This is a genomic window from Pseudomonas synxantha BG33R (genome assembly GCF_000263715.2).
In the GTDB taxonomy this organism is placed as follows: Bacteria; Pseudomonadota; Gammaproteobacteria; order Pseudomonadales; family Pseudomonadaceae; genus Aquipseudomonas; species Aquipseudomonas synxantha_A.
Map to the genome: position 1 here is coordinate 5,047,316 of NZ_CM001514.1, position 17,155 is coordinate 5,064,470.

11 protein-coding genes and 2 tRNA genes are annotated in these 17,155 nt (G+C 60.6%); 7 read left to right on the forward strand and 6 right to left on the reverse strand.

The window, feature by feature from the left end:
- Positions 1 to 18: 18 nt before the first annotated feature.
- Positions 19 to 972 (forward strand): hypothetical protein, encoded by a 954-nt coding sequence (locus PSEBG33_RS05515; RefSeq protein WP_005791056.1) that lies wholly within the window; start codon positions 19 to 21, stop codon positions 970 to 972.
- 129 nt (positions 973 to 1,101) lie between these two features.
- On the opposite strand, the gene dinB is transcribed toward PSEBG33_RS05515, so the two are convergent.
- Positions 1,102 to 2,160, reverse strand: coding sequence for a DNA polymerase IV (dinB, locus tag PSEBG33_RS05510; RefSeq protein ID WP_005791058.1), 1,059 nt, complete (start codon positions 2,158 to 2,160; stop codon positions 1,102 to 1,104).
- Between the two features lie 278 nt (positions 2,161 to 2,438).
- Between dinB and PSEBG33_RS05505 the strand changes: the two genes are divergently transcribed.
- The 4 genes from PSEBG33_RS05505 (at position 2,439) to PSEBG33_RS05490 (ending at position 6,970) form a co-directional block, all read left to right on the forward strand.
- Positions 2,439 to 2,515: transfer RNA gene (locus PSEBG33_RS05505), tRNA-Met, on the forward strand.
- Between the two features lie 176 nt (positions 2,516 to 2,691).
- A tRNA-Met gene (locus PSEBG33_RS05500) sits at positions 2,692 to 2,768 on the forward strand.
- 279 nt (positions 2,769 to 3,047) lie between these two features.
- Complete coding sequence (gene mprF, locus PSEBG33_RS05495) at positions 3,048 to 5,690, forward strand: bifunctional lysylphosphatidylglycerol flippase/synthetase MprF (RefSeq protein WP_005791060.1); 2,643 nt, start codon at positions 3,048 to 3,050, stop codon at positions 5,688 to 5,690.
- Entirely contained in the window at positions 5,690 to 6,970 is a 1,281-nt protein-coding gene (locus PSEBG33_RS05490) for a virulence factor family protein (RefSeq protein WP_005791061.1), read from the forward strand. Before mprF ends, PSEBG33_RS05490 begins: the two co-directional genes overlap by 1 nt.
- A gap of 77 nt (positions 6,971 to 7,047) precedes the next feature.
- Here PSEBG33_RS05490 and recJ read toward each other — a convergent pair whose 3' ends face one another.
- Both recJ and PSEBG33_RS05480 read right to left on the reverse strand, forming a co-directional pair.
- Positions 7,048 to 8,757 carry a single-stranded-DNA-specific exonuclease RecJ gene (recJ, locus tag PSEBG33_RS05485; RefSeq protein ID WP_005791065.1) on the reverse strand — a complete coding sequence of 570 codons (1,710 nt, stop codon included), beginning with the start codon at positions 8,755 to 8,757 and terminating at the stop codon, positions 7,048 to 7,050.
- A gap of 157 nt (positions 8,758 to 8,914) precedes the next feature.
- Positions 8,915 to 9,457: a YaeQ family protein gene (locus tag PSEBG33_RS05480; protein ID WP_003193952.1), complete on the reverse strand. Its 543-nt coding sequence runs from the start codon at positions 9,455 to 9,457 to the stop codon at positions 8,915 to 8,917.
- A 137-nt stretch (positions 9,458 to 9,594) separates the two neighbouring features.
- Here PSEBG33_RS05480 and PSEBG33_RS05475 point away from each other — a divergent pair, with 137 nt between their 5' ends.
- Positions 9,595 to 10,794: a CaiB/BaiF CoA transferase family protein gene (locus PSEBG33_RS05475; RefSeq protein ID WP_005791068.1), complete on the forward strand. Its 1,200-nt coding sequence runs from the start codon at positions 9,595 to 9,597 to the stop codon at positions 10,792 to 10,794.
- 170 nt (positions 10,795 to 10,964) lie between these two features.
- Here the strand turns inward: PSEBG33_RS05475 and PSEBG33_RS05470 are convergent, their stop codons facing one another.
- Positions 10,965 to 11,249 (reverse strand): DUF3509 domain-containing protein, encoded by a 285-nt coding sequence (locus PSEBG33_RS05470; RefSeq protein ID WP_032803962.1) that lies wholly within the window; start codon positions 11,247 to 11,249, stop codon positions 10,965 to 10,967.
- Positions 11,250 to 11,455: 206 nt separating this feature from the next.
- Between PSEBG33_RS05470 and PSEBG33_RS05465 the strand changes: the two genes are divergently transcribed.
- Positions 11,456 to 12,118, forward strand: coding sequence for a response regulator transcription factor (locus tag PSEBG33_RS05465; RefSeq protein WP_005791073.1), 663 nt, complete (start codon positions 11,456 to 11,458; stop codon positions 12,116 to 12,118).
- Here PSEBG33_RS05465 and PSEBG33_RS05460 read toward each other — a convergent pair.
- Together PSEBG33_RS05460 and PSEBG33_RS05455 are read right to left on the reverse strand one after the other, a co-directional pair.
- Positions 12,087 to 13,331 carry an EAL domain-containing protein gene (locus PSEBG33_RS05460; protein WP_005791075.1) on the reverse strand — a complete coding sequence of 415 codons (1,245 nt, stop codon included), beginning with the start codon at positions 13,329 to 13,331 and terminating at the stop codon, positions 12,087 to 12,089. The two genes, PSEBG33_RS05465 and PSEBG33_RS05460, sit on opposite strands and share 32 nt — an antisense overlap.
- A gap of 233 nt (positions 13,332 to 13,564) precedes the next feature.
- Entirely contained in the window at positions 13,565 to 17,134 is a 3,570-nt protein-coding gene (locus tag PSEBG33_RS05455) for an ATP-binding protein (protein WP_005791078.1), read from the reverse strand.
- Positions 17,135 to 17,155 lie beyond the last annotated feature (21 nt).

The window sequence follows — 17,155 nt, forward strand, 5'->3', positions numbered from 1 at the left end:
ACCAGATCAAGAGAAGTCATGTTCAAGCGAAACACCAAAGCCCTGGGGGGCGCCGCCTTGTGCGGCGCCCTGCTGGTCAGCGGCTGCGCCAATCAGATGTCGCAACGCAGTGAGCACGAGGAGCGGGTCGAGCGTAAATTGCTCGATCACAGCCTGCAGATCGATGTAGGCGAACCCAAAGTGCTGGAGCTGCCGCAACGCCGGGTTCGCATTCATGAGCAGAAGACCTTCGAGGTCACCGAATTCGAAGTCACCCGTCGTTACGATCGCTACACGCCTTACCAACCCTGGCGCAAACTCTATGAGATGCCGCTGGGTGCCGTGGCGTTGGTGGCGGGCGTGGGTGCCAACGTGGCGAATATCTTCGCCCTCGGCAACCTGCCCACGAGTGTGACGCGAGACTGGCTAAGCTATGGCGTGGACGGCATCAACCCGTTCATGAACGTGCAATCCCATGGCCGTGCGCAACAGAACCTGGCAGCTATCGATGAAGTCCAGCGCGACAAGCGCCTGGAGTATTCGAGCCTGCCGTGGAGCGAGCGCCCGGTACAAGTCACTGCCGGCAAGCAGACCCATGAGCTGACCACCGACCGCAACGGCATCCTGCGCCTGAACCTGTTGGACAGCCCGTTTGCCGAGCAGGACCTGAACCGCGTCACGACCTTGAAGATCAGCGTGGCAGATGGTCAGGACGATGTGCACACAGACTCGACCCTGGCGGTCAGCAACTCCCTGCGCGGCAAGTTGCTGGAAGCCCATGGCCTGATCTACGACGACCTGGAAGATGACGAAGTGAACCAGTGGGTGCACCGCGTCAAGCGCCTGTCGGAACTGGGCCTGGAAGAAGAAGCCAGCGAACTGGAACAAAGCCTGATCGAGCTGACCCGCAATGATCCGGAATTGCAGCAGGAGTTTGTGCAGGCACTGACCAAGGATGCGGGGCGGTTGGTCGCAGATCCTGGCGCACGCTGATCGCGCAATACCTGTGAAGATCAAACTGTGGGAGCTGGCTTGCCTGCGATAGCGGTGTATCAGTTAAAGCATTCTTGACTGACACTCCGCTATCGCAGGCAAGCCAGCTCCCACATTTTTTTCGGGTTTCTACCAGGAAAATTCGAGCTGTTCGTTACCGCCGCTCAGGTCCAGCAACCGCACCCCAATCCCCAGCAATCGCACCGGCTTGCCCCCACGGTTAAACGCCTGGGTCAGCAACTGCTGATAACTCTCCAGATCCCGCCCTGCCCCCGCCTGCTCCAGCGTCGTCTGGGTAAAGTCATGAAACTTCACTTTGACGAACGGCTTGCCCGCCCGGTAGCTGCTGTCGATGCGCGCCATACGCCCCGCCAGGGTTTCCATCAATTCGGGAAGTTTAGCCAGGCAGCTTGAAAGATCCGGCAAGTCCACATCGTAGGTATTTTCCACACTGATGGACTGTCGACGACTGTCGTTTTGCACCACGCGGTCATCAATCCCACGGGCCAGGCTCCAGAGTCGTTCGCCAAAACTGCCGAATTCGCGCACCAGCGCCAGTTTGTTCCACTCGCGCAGCTGCAAGCAGTCTTCGATGCCCAGGCGCGCGAGCTTATCGGCGGTGACCTTGCCAACGCCGTGCAGCTTGCTGACCCGCAACTGCGAGACAAAGTCTTCGACCTGGTCCGGGGTAATCACAAACAGGCCGTTGGGCTTTTTCCAGTCGCTGGCAATCTTGGCCAGGAACTTGTTCGGCGCCACGCCGGCAGACACGGTGATATGCAACTGGTTGGAGACCCGCCGACGGATGTCCTGGGCAATGCGCGTGGCGCTGCCGCCAAAATGCGGGCTGTCGGAGACGTCGAGGTAGGCTTCATCCAGCGACAACGGCTCGATCAAGTCGGTGTAGTCGCGAAAGATCGTCTGGATTTCCTTTGATGCTTCTTTATAGGCATCCATGCGCGGTTTGACGATGGTCAGGTCGGGGCACAGCTTCAAGGCGTGGCGCGACGACATGGCAGAACGAACCCCGTACGCACGCGCTTCGTAGTTGCAGGTAGCGATAACCCCCCGCCGGTCCGCCGAGCCGCCCACAGCCAAGGGCTTTTGCGCCAGGCTCGGGTCGTCACGCATCTCGATGGCGGCGTAGAAGCAATCACAGTCGACGTGGATGATTTTGCGCTGCGTCATATAAACGGGGTGTGAACCAACAGGTGGCCAGTATCGCATTCACCCCTGTATATAGCACCAGTAGTTTGATTCTTCCTTCCAAGTGGTAGGAAGTTTCCCCGATGAATTTATTTTCTCAATCGAATTCAGGCTTCCGATAGAGCTGAAAGCCTCAGCCTGACTGGCCCGAAGCGCTTCACGACCCAGCCTTGGAGAGCTAACCGATTGAACCACAAGCGCTTTTGTTTGATTTACAGGTTGACACACTCGCGTTCCGCTGTAGAATGCCGACACACAGACGCGGGATGGAGCAGTCTGGTAGCTCGTCGGGCTCATAACCCGAAGGTCGTCGGTTCAAATCCGGCTCCCGCAACCAAACATCAAAAAAGGCTACTCGAAAGAGTGGCCTTTTTTGTGCGTGCCTGTTTTTCACCCCCTGCTTCTGCAAAATGCGGCCAAGGCCTTGATTTCAGAATAATTAGCGCTTATTTGCACCATCGACTCATTAACGGTTGACACCTCGCCGCTTGGCTGTAGAATGCCGCCCACAGACGCGGGATGGAGCAGTCTGGTAGCTCGTCGGGCTCATAACCCGAAGGTCGTCGGTTCAAATCCGGCTCCCGCAACCAAACATCAAAAAAGGCTACTCGAAAGAGTGGCCTTTTTTGTATCCGACGAAAAAGTTCTTCTGAAACAATGGCATGGCATCTTTCATGAAACCGTAGTCGGTTTGTAGAGTCCATCTCATTGCACGCTAGGCTCAATGCTCAAGCGCTACCCTCTACGACCAATGGCCGCAGTCGCCGCCCCCGGTGATCCGCGTTAATATTTGTAATTATTTTGTCCATAGGGATTGGTAACTTGGCCGGATACCCCCATCCTGTCGCGCACAATCCACGAGGTGATTGATGCGCGCCAACTCGTCTGAACCACAAGACACCGTCACAGCAGAACAACCGATCACGCCTACCCGCTTGCGATGGCTGGATTTGTTGAGCAAGTATCGCCAGCCCATTGGCCTGGCCGTAACGCTGCTGTTGTTTGCAATCGCCCTGATCGCCTGCCGACACCTGCTGCTGGAACTGGATCTCTACGCACTCCACGATTCGATTCTGGAAGTGCCCAAGCCAGCCTTGCTCGGTGCATTTGCAGCGGCAGTCGCAGGTTTCATTATCCTGCTCGGTTATGAATTTTCCGGCGCACGCTATGCCGGCGTGAAGTTACCCGCCAAGACCCTGGCCCTGGGCGGCTTCACCGCCTTTGCCATCGGCAACGCCATTGGCTTGTCGATGCTCTCGGGCGGTTCGGTGCGCTACCGTTTATATGCACGCCACGGCATCGGCGCATCGGAAGTGGCGCACATGACCGTGTTCGCCAGCCTGGCCCTGGGCTGCGCCCTGCCGCCACTGGCCGCATTGGCGACACTTAGCAATTTGCCGGCGGCCTCGACTTACCTGCATTTACCGCAAAGCCTGCTCGGGGGTATTTCAGGCGCCGTGTTGGTGTTGTCGGCCATGCTGTGCATCGGCATCTATCGCCGTCGCCTGCCGGAACAGCCCTACCCCGATAACCTGCTGGTCAAGGCCGGGCGTCGCACCCTGCGCCTGCCGGGCCGCCGCCTGACCTTCCTGCAGCTGATCATCACCGCCCTCGACGTGGCCGCTGCCGCTGCCGTCCTTTATATGCTGTTGCCGGAAGCACCGCCCTTCGGCCCGTTCCTGCTGGTGTACCTGCTGGCCCTGGCCGCCGGTGTGCTCAGCCATGTGCCGGGAGGCGTGGGTGTATTCGAAGCGATCCTGCTGGCGGCCTTCGCCGACAAACTCGGTGCCGCACCCCTGGCTGCCGCCTTGCTGCTGTACCGGATGATCTACGTGGTATTGCCGCTGCTGATCGCCTGTGTGTTCCTGCTGGTCAACGAGGCCCAGCGCCTGTTCCAGACCCAGCAAAGCCTGCGGGTGGCGTCGGGGCTGGCAGCGCCGGTATTGGCCGTCCTGGTTTTTTTGTCCGGCGTGGTCCTGCTGTTTTCCGGCGCCACGCCAGAGATCGACTCACGCCTGGAAAACATCGGCTTCCTGATTCCCCACCGCCTGATTGACGCCTCGCACTTCGGTGCCAGCCTGATCGGCGTGTTGTGCCTGTTGCTCGCCCAGGGCCTGCGTCGACGTTTGTCGGCGGCCTGGATGCTGACCATGGTGCTGCTGCTGGTCGGCGCCCTGCTCTCGTTGCTCAAGGGCTTCGACTGGGAAGAAGCCAGCCTGATGACCATGACCGCGGTGCTGCTGGCGATCTTTCGCCGCTCGTTCTACCGCGCCAGCCGCTTGACCGAGCTGCCGTTTTCGCCGCTTTACCTGGTGGCCAGTGTCTGTGTACTCGGCGCCTCGATCTGGCTGCTGTTGTTCGCCTATCAGGATGTGCCTTACAGCCATCAACTGTGGTGGCAGTTCACCCTCGACGCCAACGCCCCTCGCGGTTTGCGCTCGTTGCTGGGCGCTGCGGTGCTGCTGGTGATCGTATCGCTGACCTGGCTGCTGCGCACGGCGCGCCCGGTCATCCACTTGCCCACCCCGGAAGAACTGGAGCGCGCCAGCAAGATCCTGATGGCCTCGTCCCAACCCGACGGCGGCCTGGCGCTGACCGGCGACAAGGCGCTGCTGTTTCACCCCAACGATGAAGCCTTCCTGATGTACGCCCGTCGCGGGCGTAGCCTGGTGGCTCTGTACGACCCGATCGGCCCGACCCAACCGCGCGCCGAGATGATCTGGCAGTTCCGTGACCTGTGCGATATCCACCACGCAAGACCGGTGTTCTACCAGGTACGCGCCGAGAACCTGCCGTACTACATGGACATCGGCCTCACCGCGATCAAGCTGGGCGAAGAAGCCCGCGTCGACCTGAAACGCTTTGACCTGGAAGCCAAGGGCAAAGAGATGAAGGATTTGCGCTACACCTGGAACCGTGGCACCCGGGACGGCTTGTCCCTGGAAATCTTCGAACCGGGCCAGGCGCCGATGGATGAATTAAAAGTCATCTCCGATGCCTGGCTTACAGGTAAGAATGTGCGGGAAAAAGGCTTCTCCCTGGGCCGCTTCAGCGACGACTACCTCAAGCACTTTCGTATCGCGATCATTCGCTTTGAAGGGCGCCCGGTAGCCTTCGCCAACCTGCTGGAGACCTACAATCATGACCTGGCCAGCCTTGACCTGATGCGCGCCCACCCCGACGCGCCCAAGCTCACGATGGAATTCATGATGGTGGGCCTCATTCAACATTATAAGAACCACGGCTACGCCCGCTTCAGCCTCGGTATGGTGCCGCTGTCGGGCTTGCAACCGCGCCGTGGCGCACCGCTGACCCAGCGCCTGGGCTCGATGGTGTTCCGCCGTGGCGAGCAACTGTATAACTTCCAAGGTTTGCGCCGCTTCAAAGACAAGTTCCAGCCCGACTGGGAACCCCGTTACATGGCCGTGCCCGCAGGACTTGATCCGCTGGTGGCACTGGCCGATACCGCCGCCCTGATTGCGGGCGGCTTGACTGGATTGGTGAAACGCTGATGATTCGACGCTCCTGGCGGTATGTGTTGGCCTTTGTAGTGCTGCTCGCGCTGGTCGTGGCGGGTGGCTTTTGGTACTGGAACCGCCCTGCCCCGCAACCGACCCTGGAGCAATTGCCCCAGGCCGATGGCTCGGTAATGACCCGCGTCACCCCCGCCAGCACCGCCAAAGCCCGTGTGGCCGTGGCCGTGATGGCCGATGAAGCGCTGACCGATAGCCAACTGGTTGCCCTGAGCCAGGGCGGCGCGGCGCAAATCGTTCAGGTGATCCTGCCCAAGGATGACTGCAAGCTGCAGGAACAAGCGCTGCAAGGCGCCCTGGCCCAGCTCAAGGGCCCGGCGACCCTGGTCAGTGGCATCGGCCCTGGCGCTGCGCTCGCCTGGCGCTGGCTGGCCACTCAGAATGATGACAAGGCTAACGCGATCTCCGTCGGCTTTGCCCTGAAACAGGAAGGCTGCAACGACCCGCTGCCCAAGACCTCTGCCCACGGCAACTGGCTGGTGGCGTGGAACGACAATCCTGACGATGAAAGCGCCAGCTTCGTACGTGACACGCCGCGTGCAACCACCAGCATCAGCGACTACGACATTCATTACCCGCAAGTGCTGAACAACGAGCTGCGCAAGCAACTGGTCGGTTCGGACAACGGTGGCCTGGCGATTCCCGTGGTGGAAGTTCCTGCCGGGCAGGCCAAAGACACCGTGACCCTGTTCCTCTCCGGTGACGGAGGCTGGCGTGACCTGGACCGCGATGTGGCCGGCGAGATGGCGAAGATCGGCTACCCGGTGGTTGGCATCGACACCCTGCGCTACTACTGGCAGCACAAGAGCCCGGAGCAAAGCGCCAAGGACCTCACCGAGTTGATGCAACACTATCGGCAGAAGTGGGGCACCAAGCGCTTCGTGCTGACCGGTTATTCGTTCGGCGCCGATGTACTGCCGGCCATTTACAACCGTATGCCGGAAAACGAACAGCAGCGCGTCGATGCGATCATCCTGTTGGCATTTGCGCGCACTGGCAGCTTTGAAATCGAAGTGGAAGGTTGGCTGGGCAACGCCGGCAAAGAAGCCGCCACCGGCCCGGAAATGGCCAAGCTGCCACCTGAGAAGGTCGTGTGCATCTATGGTGCAGAGGAAGTCGACGAGAGTGGCTGCACCGACAAGACTGCGGTGGGGGAAGCCATGAAGCTGCCGGGCGGGCACCACTTCGATGAGAACTACCCGGCGCTGGCCAAGCGCTTGGTGGATATTATCGTCAAACACCAGGCCAAAGCCGAGTAGCTCCAGAGCTGTACACAAAACCAAATGTGGGAGGGAGCAAGCCCCCTCCCACATTTGTTTTGTATTGTCAGTAATATCTAGCGCGGTTCGATGTGGGCAATCATCAACTGCACAGTCTCATTGCCCCGAAACTCATTCACATCCAGCTTGTAAGCCAACTCCACCCAACGCACAGTCGGGTTCGGCCACACCTCGCGGTCCACGCCGAAGGCGATGCCATCAAGCTTCACTGACCCGCATTCGCTCTTGAGCACCACCTTCAGGTGCCGCTCCCCCACTACCCGCTGCTCCACCAACTGGAACACACCGTGAAACAACGGCTCCGGAAAGTGCTGCCCCCAAGGGCCGGCGTGACGCAGGGCGCGGGCCAGTTCCAGGTGAAACTCTTCCACAGCCAAAGTGCCGTCGGAGAGCAAGCGGCCGGTGAGGTCTTCTTCACGCAGCTGCCGACGCACTTCGGCATCAAAGGCTTGCGCAAACAGCGGGAAGTTCGCCTCGGGCAGGGTCAGCCCGGCGGCCATGGCGTGACCGCCGTACTTGCTGATCAGGTTGGGATGCTGGCTGGCGACAACCGCCAGCGCATCGCGGATATGAAAGCCTTGCACCGAACGCCCAGACCCCTTGAGCAGGCCGTCGCCCGCGTCAGCAAAGGCAATGGTCGGGCGGAAGTAACGTTCTTTCATGCGCGACGCGAGGATGCCGATCACCCCCTGGTGCCACTCCGGGTCGAACAGGCACAAACCGTACGGCATCGACTCCACCGGCAAGTCCTTGAGCTGGGCCAGGGCCTCGCGCTGCATGCCTTGTTCGATGGATTTACGGTCCTGGTTCATGCCGTCCAGTTGCGCGGCCATTTCCCGTGCGGCACCAGCGTCGGTGGTGAGCAGGCATTCGATGCCCAGGCTCATGTCATCCAGGCGCCCGGCCGCGTTCAGACGCGGGCCGAGGATAAACCCCAGGTCGGTGGAGGTGATCCGAGCGTGGTCGCGCTTGGCCACTTCCAGGATCGCCTTGATGCCAGGCCGCGCCCGACCGGCACGAATGCGCTCCAGGCCTTGATGAACGAGGATGCGATTGTTGGCGTCCAGCGGCACCACGTCGGCGACGCTGCCCAACGCCACCAGATCAAGCAGTTCACCGATGTTCGGCTGGGGTTTGTTGTCATACCAACCCAGGCTGCGTAACCGCGCGCGCAGAGCCATCAACACGTAGAAGATCACGCCGACACCGGCCAGGGCCTTGCTGGGAAACGTGCAGCCCGGCTGGTTCGGATTGACGATGGCGTCGGCGGCCGGCAGTTCATCGCCGGGCAAGTGGTGGTCGGTGACCAGCACCTTCAGCCCCGCCGCTTTCGCCGCCGCCACACCTTCGACGCTGGAGATGCCGTTGTCCACGGTAATCAGCAACTGGGGCTCGCGCTGCAACGCCACCGCGACGATTTCCGGCGTCAGGCCGTAGCCGTACTCGAAACGGTTGGGCACCAGGTAATCGACATGGGCCGCCCCAAGCAAGCGCAGGCCCAGGGTACCTACGGTGCTCGCCGTGGCGCCGTCGGCGTCGAAGTCACCAACGATCAGAATGCGTTGGCGCTGCTCCAGGGCGGTCACCAGCAAGTCCACCGCCGCGTCGATCCCTTTGAGCTGCTGGTAGGGAATCAACCGCGCCAGGCTCTTGTCCAGCTCGGCTTCCGATTGCACCCCGCGCGCGGCATAGAGACGGGTCAACAGCGGCGGCAATTCACCGAGAAAAGGCAGGACGGCGGGCAATGGGCGGGGATCGATACGCATGGGGTGACGGGCGCTTCTCTTCTAATACATCGGTTAAACACAGATATTGAACGCAACAAAGATCAAGTGTGGGAGCTGGCTTGCCTGCGATGGCATCCACTCGGTGTGTCTGATGTACCGAGTGGTATGCATCGCAGGCAAGCCAGCTCCCACCTTTTCAACCGCGCTCGCCAACCAGCCATTGCAGTTGCACTTCATGCTGGCCACGGTCGTCGGTCACGAAGATCGTACCTTCGCTGATCATCACATCCCACTTGATCACCCGCGGCATGTCCTTGGCCAGGGTCTCCAACACTTCCTGGGGCACGGCAGCGATGTGCACGTTTTTCAGGTTGTTGGCCACCGGCACTACCTTGCCTTCCCACACACGCAGGCTGCCATAGGCCAGCAGGCTGGTGCGTTCGGTACGGCGCGAGCACCAGGTCAGGCGATCGGCATCCGGCTGGCCGACTTCGATCCAGTGCAGGACCCGATCATCCAGGCTTTTTTCCCACAGGGCTGGTTCGTCTACATCCGACAGGCCACGCCCGAACGCCAGCTGCTCGTTGTACCAGAGGGCGTAGGCCAGCAGGCGCACGGTCATGCGCTCTTCGGTTTCCGAAGGGTGGCGGGCAATGGTCTGTTTGACGCTCTCGTACACCGAGCGGTCGAGGTCGGTGAGGTTGAGTTCGAACTTGTAGGTCGTGGACGGCTGGGCCATGAACGGGCTTCTAAAGACAAGGAAAGGCGGCCAGTCTAACCGATGGCGAGGTCATTCAACGAATACTGCGCTGCATCCGGGCGGCTCGCCTATGTTAAAAAGCAGGACACCATCGTCCCGCGCTTGTAAGGATCCCCATGTCGCTCAACGCCAAACCACTTGACGGCCTGAAAGTCATCGAACTGGGCACCCTGATCGCCGGCCCGTTTGCCTCACGCATTTGCGCTGAATTCGGTGCCGAGGTGATCAAGGTCGAATCCCCGGACGGCGGCGACCCGCTGCGCAAATGGCGCAAGCTGTATGAAGGCACCTCGCTGTGGTGGTTCGTACAGGCCCGTAACAAGCAGTCGCTGACCCTCAACCTCAAGCACCCCGACGGCCTGGCAATCCTCAAAAAACTATTGGCCGACGCCGACATCCTGATCGAGAACTTCCGCCCCGGCGTGCTGGAAAAACTCGGCCTGAGCTGGGAAACCCTGCACGCTCTGAACCCCAAGCTGGTGATGGTGCGCCTCTCGGGCTTCGGCCAGACCGGGCCGATGAAGGATCAGCCAGGGTTTGGTGCCGTGGGTGAATCCATGGGCGGCTTGCGCTATATCACCGGCTTCGAAGACCGCCCGCCGGTGCGCACCGGGATCTCCATCGGCGACTCGATTGCCGCGCTGTGGGCGGTGATCGGCGCGCTGATGGCGCTGCGTCATCGCGAGGTCAACGGCGGGTTGGGCCAAGTGGTGGATGTGGCGCTGTACGAAGCCATCTTCGCCATGATGGAAAGCATGATCCCCGAGTTCGATGTGTTCGGATTTATTCGCGAGCGTACCGGCAACATCATGCCCGGCATTACACCGTCTTCTATCCACACCAGCGCCGACGGCAAGCATGTGCAGATCGGCGCCAATGGCGATGCAATCTTCAAGCGCTTTATGGCGACCATCGGCCGTGACGACTTGGCGAACGACCCGCAATTGGCCAGCAACGATGGGCGTGACAGCCGCCGCGACGAGCTGTATGGCGTGATCGACCGCTGGGTCAACTCGCTGCCGCTGGAGGAGGTGATTGAGCAACTGAACAAGGCTGAAGTACCCGCCAGCCGTATCTACAGCGCCGAAGACATGCTGGGCGACCCGCAATTTCTGGCCCGGGAGATGTTCCTCAAGGCTCAGCTCCCGGACGGCAAGGACTTCAAGATGCCGGGCATCGTGCCCAAGCTTTCGGATACACCGGGCAGTTGTGAATGGGTGGGCCCGCAGCTGGGTGAACACAACAATGTGCTGCTCAATGCCCTGGGCTACGACGCGGCAGCTATTGCACGTCTGCGTGAAAATGGCGCGATCTGAGAATCGCGGGCAAAAAGAAACCCCGAGCAGTGGGGAGACAACTCGGGGTTAAACGTGGCCTTAAAAAGGCACGCACAGCAAGCGACAAACACCGGAGCACAATGATTGCTCTTGCTGTTACGGACTCTGACTGACCGCCGCGTAGGAAGGTTCCGAAGAAAAATAATGTTTCATGCGAGTGCGCCGCCACGGGTTTGGGCAGCATTGCGCAATGCAGCAATGACCGAGGGTTCCAGGCGCCCTTCGGCGATTTTCACGTCGCGAAGCAGGCAATCCGCGACATCCACCAGCGCACGCTTGTCGGACAATTGCGCGCGATCGACGTCGCGCTCGACCACAATCGCGCCGCCGGGATTCTTTACGGTTACCAGGCAGTCTTCCCGCACACCAGAAGTGGTCAGCGTAACCTGATAAGGGCTCAGTGCTTCACTGAGCAATAGGTGGATACTTTCCATCTCGATCACCACTCAATCATTCGAAAAAGGTTCGAAAAACAAAAATGTCACGAAGAGGCTGACATTCAAGTGACCCGTGCTCAAAGCAGAAAGTTCTACCTTTTGTGTAATCCACTGCTTGAGGAAAACGAGCATGCACGGAAAAGATGACAGAGAAAAAACACAGGCTCACACGCTAGAATCCCTGGATTACCTGGGAGCCTGCCTTGAGAGCTGCGTCTGAAACACCTTTGCGCGTCGTCATTGCCGACGATCATCCGATTTTCCTGATTGGCCTGCGCGCAGTGCTTGAGCGTGACCCGCACATCAGCATCGTCGGGGAGGCCAACTCGCCGCAGGCCCTCAATGCGTTGCTGCAAGACTGTGCCTGCGATGTGCTGGTGACCGACTTTATGATGCCTGCCGAGCCCCATGCCGACGGGTTGCGCCTGATTGACCAACTGCGCCGACACTACCCGGACCTGCCGATTGTGGTGGTCACCATGCTCAACAATGCCGGTTTGTTTCATTCGATTCTGACATCGGGCGTGATGGGCCTTTTGAGCAAGGCCAGCCTGGCCGATGAACTGCCGCAGGCGATTCGTCAGGTCCGCCAGCAACGCACCTACGTGGCCCAGACCATTCGCCAGGCGCTGAGCCTGGCCGGAGAAGTCGGTGCCGATCGCCTGCACTCCCAAGAACAGTTGTCACCCCGGGAGCTGGAGGTGATTCGCCTGTTGGCCACTGGCATGACGGTGGGCCAGATCGCCGCGAATCTGCATCGCAGCAAGCAGACCGTCAGTGCGCAAAAAGTCAGCGCCATGCGCAAACTGGGGCTGGCCAATGATGCCGCCCTGTTTATTTATGTGCAGGAACACGGGCTGGCCTAACCTGGAACGCAATCCATTGCTTAAGCGCCTCGGCCTCCATCGGCCGGGCAATGAAGCAGCCTTGCAACCACGCCGCCCCCAACTCACCCACAGCGTGGTAGTCGGCAGCACTTTCAACCCCGGTAACCACCACCGCGATATCCAGACGCGCGGCCATGCTCATGGCCCCCGCCACCACAGCCGCCTTGCGATCGTCATCGGCCATTCCGCAGGCAAACGCCGGGGGGATTTTCAGTTCAGTGAAAGGCAACTCCAGCAAATGCTGCAAGCTGGTGCCGCCCATGCCGAAATCCCCGATGGATAACTGGCAACCCAGCATCCGCAGGCGCAACAAGCCAGTGAGGTGGGCACTGTCGGTTTTCAGCGTTGAGGTTTCCACCAGCTCCAGGGTGAGGCTATGGGCGGGTATGCCGTGAAGTTGCAGCAGCCCCTGCAATATCTGTGGGAAGTGTGTGCGCTCAAGCATACGTCCGGGAATGTTCACCGCCACCGGCAGCACCTGGCCGGTCTCGCCCATGACCTGGTTGGCCAGGCCAAGTGCCTGTTCCAGCACATGCCAGGTAAAGGCCTCTTCCATGCCGGCAAACTCCAACACCGGCAGGAACTCTTCGGGCAGCAGCAATTGAGCGTGCGGCAACTGCCAACGCGCCAGCGCCTCCACCCCTTGCAACACCCCGGCCTGGCTGACGATGGGTTGGTACCAGACCCTGCCGCAGGCCGCGATGGTGGCTTGGCTGACGTCCGCCGACGGTGGCAGTTGTTCCCGCGCGCTCAACCCCAGCAACTGGCGCACACGCTCCCAGGACAGCACCGCTGGCCCTGGGCGCAAGTGCCGCTGACAATCGGCCAACACCTGCCCGATCAGCGTTGCCGAGGCCGGCTTGGGCAAGCACGCCAGGACGTTGAGGCCCAATTGCCGGGCCATGTTCGCCACGCCTTCGAGCACATCGGGCTCGGCGTTGCTGAGCAGTACCAACACTTGAGCCAAACGGCGCTCGGCCAGTTCGCGGATCAACTCCAGCCCATCGCCCTGCTCCAGGTACAGATCGCAGATGGCGACATCCACCGGGCCTTTGCTGTCCAGGGACTGGCGAGCCGTTTCGACATCTTCAGCAGTCAGTACATTGAACACGCCATTGGCATTGAGCATCTGGTGCAGTGCCATCAGCTGAAACGGGTTGTCTTCGAGGATCAGGACATTGAGAGAGCGCATGGGTCATGAAGTCGGTACTGGGAAAAGTCCTTCACAGTAGCCATAAGACGCGAAGCGTCCCATAGGACGTGTCCGAAATAAGTCACCCTGTAGGAGCGAGCTTGCTCGCGAAAAACGTTAACGATAATGGGTGCTTCCTGAATAAACGCGGAGCCTGTGAGGTTTTCGCGAGCAAGCTCGCTCCTACAATGGAGCTGGCCTCTTCCCACATTTGGAACGAGGCGTATCAGCCGTCAGTCCAGATAAGGCTGCAAATCGCGACGAAACACCTTCAACACCTCAGACAACCTCAACCACGGCTCCTCAAGCTCAGCCCCACGCTGCTCCCGCGCGCATTGCTCAAGCACCACACAAGCCTTGGCCAACGGCAGCGCATCCACCAGCGAACAAATACCCTTGAGCCGATGCAGCGCCGCATTCAAGCGCGCAACATCACGCTCGGCCAATGCGCTGGCCAATACCTCATGCTCGTGATCCAGGCTTTTTGCCAGTTCTTGCAACATGCTATGCAGCACAGGCCCGTCAGCCTGGGTCATGGTACGCAGGGCCTGGATATCAAACGAACGCTGCGGCGCCACCCGCACCAGCACGCGCGTCCAATCCTCCAGAGTCACCGGCTTGACCAGCAGCTCATCCATACCCGCGTCCTCGCAGCGTCTTTGTTCATCTTTCATCGCGTTCGCCGTGCAACCGATCAACGCACAACGGGGCCGTTGTTCTTCGGTTTCGATACGCCGGACCGCCTCGCTCAAGGCATAGCCGGACATACCCGGCATCTGGCAATCGGTCACCAGCACGTCGAAACGCTGCTCACGCCAACGCTGCAACGCGGCCTCGGCCGAATCCAGAGCAATCACCTGATGCCCCAGGAACTGCAACTGCTGCGCCAGCACCAAGCGGTTGGCCGCCAAATCATCCACCACCAGCACCGACAGGCTACGCCCCGCTGGGGGCAACGCTGGCGCTGGCGTGGCCGGCACATCGTCGGTGCTGACCCGATCAAGGCGCAGGTCGATGCACACCTCGGTGCCCTCACCCACCACGCTTGCCAAGTGAATGCGACCGCCCATCAACTCCACCAATTGCTTGCAGATACTCAGGCCCAGCCCGGTGCCGCCATGTTCCGCCGCGGTCAATGCGCTCACTTGGGTAAACGGCTTGAACAACCTTGGCTGCTGTTCGGCGCTGATCCCCGGGCCGCTGTCTTCGACGCACAGGTGCAGGTATTCGGTATCAGACTCATCCCGCTGGCAGGTGACGCTGAGCCGCACCCCACCCTGCTCGGTAAACTTCAGCGCATTACCCAGCAGGTTGTGCATCACTTGGCGTAAACGCAGCGGATCGAACCAGTAATAGCCCTTGGCCGCAGGATCAAACGCCAGGGTCAAATGCAGGCCCTTTTTTTGCGCCGTGGCTTCGAACAGACGCTGGATGCCTTCGAAAAAACCCTTCAACTCGGTGGTTTGCGGAACCAGTTGCAGGTGACCGGCCTCGATCTTGGCCAGGTCCAGGCTGTCGCCCATCAGCGCGATCAGCTCACGCGCTGAACGATGGGCCACCTGTAATGCTTCAGAGACGGGCTGGCCGCTTGCCAGGCAGCGTTCCTGCTCCAGCTCGAGCAAACCGATGATGGCGGTCATGGGTGTGCGAATTTCATGACTTAGCGCAGAAAGAAATGCACTTTTGGCGTAGTTCGCTTCGTCGGCAGCCTGGCGGGCATCCATCAGTTGGTGCTCCAGGTCTTTGCGTTCGTTGATATCGATCCAGCCGCCCAGCAGCCCCTGCAAGCGGCCCTGAGCATCGAAGAACGGAACCGTCCACTGGTAAACATGAAAGCTGCCGCCGTTGAACTCCAGCTCGCGATCGACAAACAACGACTGTTGCGTGGCCAGTTGTTCCATATGGCCGGCGTGCAGGCGCGCCGCCGTGGCCTCGGGCATTACCCCACTCTCCATCAGCGTCAGCCCCTGAATCAGCTCAAGCCGGGTCGCCAGTTGCTGTTCATAGCTTTTGTTGCAGGTCACCAGCCGCCCGGCCAGGTCGCGCACAAACAGCGGGTTGGGCATGCCGTCGAGTAACGCACGTTTGAACGCCAATTGGTCATTGAGCCGCTGCTCGGCCTCCAGCCGCTGGCGAATCTGACGCTTGAGCCGGCTGTTCCACACCAGCGATACCAGCACAAACAGCAGCGCCGTGGCCACCATCCAATACGCCCAGGGCGGCACCCGTTGCCAGGCCGGTAGGGGGATCGCCACAGCGCCGATCCAGCGCAGGCGCAGTGCGCTCAACTCGGCCACCGGCAAGGCTTCCAGGGCCTTGTTCAGGATACTCAGCAGCTCAGGCTGGTCCTTGCGTACCGACAAGCAATTGGATGACCACTTGCCGTCGACACTGCGGCCAATACGCAAGCCTTCCTGGGAGTAACTCTGGACCTCCACCTCGGTCTGCAACGTGGCAGCGGCCTCGCCCCGTTGCACCAGTTCGCGGGCCTGGGCGTAATTGTCCACCAGGCGCAGCTTGATCTGCGGGTGCATCTGGCGGATGTAACTCTCCAGCACATGGCGCGCCGGCAGCGCCAGGACCTTGCCTTCCAACTGCTTCAACCCAGTCAGCGGCGTGGCATCGGCGCGTTCGACGAACACCCAGCCGGAGCCGCCAAAGCCGTGACTGAAGTCAAGCAGCGCCCTGCGCTCCTGATTCGACGCCAGGGTGGTGTTCATCTGCGCCCTGCCGGTTTCCAGCCATTCCAGGGTTTGCGCGGTGGAGTGCACCTCTTCGAAGACAAACTGCAAACCGGTCATGCGCGATATGCGGTGCAGCAGGTCGACATTCAAACCCACCCAGTGACCGTCCTTGTCCTTGAATATGTAAGGTGACATCTGCTGCGCCACCACCACGACATGGGGATGCTGCAACAGCCAGGTGCGCTCCGAGGCCGACAATTCAACGCGCTCACCCCTGAAGCCGACACCGAGCCCTGTGGTCCAGCGGCCCAGGATCTCCCGCTGCACCGACTCGTCAATGCTCGCCAAGGCGCGGTTCATCATCGCCCCCAGCAATGGGTCGGCCTGACGGGTGGCGAAAGCAAAGCCGATGGGCGCCAGCCGGCTTTGTTCCTTGATCTGCAACCCCAGGTAAGGCCGCAGCGATTTGTAGGCCCGCACAATCACTTCATTGCCGATAAACGCATCGGCATCACCTTGCTTGAGCGCTTCCAGGCCGCTGTAGAGGTTGGGCGCGAGCATGATGTGGCTATCGGGGTAGGCCGCCTGCACGTTGTGCACATTGGCGTAGCCATCGAGCAATACGACTTTCTTGCCCGCCAGGTCGTCCTCTTGAAGCTCATCGCGACGCAGCACCACCACTGACCGATCGGGCATGTAGTCCTGGGTGAACTGCAAGCCGGGCACATCGCGCTCATAGCCGTTGGCGCTGGTCAGGATATCGATGGCTCCACTGCGCAGCGCCTCGACCGCCTGGGCCCGCTCGGCAAAGCCCAGCACCTGCATCGGCACCTGCAAGCGCGCGCCGACCAGGCTCAGGTAATCGGCACTGATACCCTGGTAGCGGTTGCGGTCGCGGGTGATATCGATCGGCTGATAGTCATCAATGGAAATGCCCACCTTCAACGTCCGATGCGTCGCCAGCCACTGCTGCTCTGCGGGCGCCAGGGGCAAAGGCTCAAGCGGGATAAACGCCGGCACCAGCTTGAAGGGCAGGCTGACGGCCGCCAGGCTTACCGGTAGTTGGGTGAGCCACAGCATGCACATCAGCCGCACTGTCCATTGAATCAAAACCTGCACCGATTTGGCTTCCTTGATTGG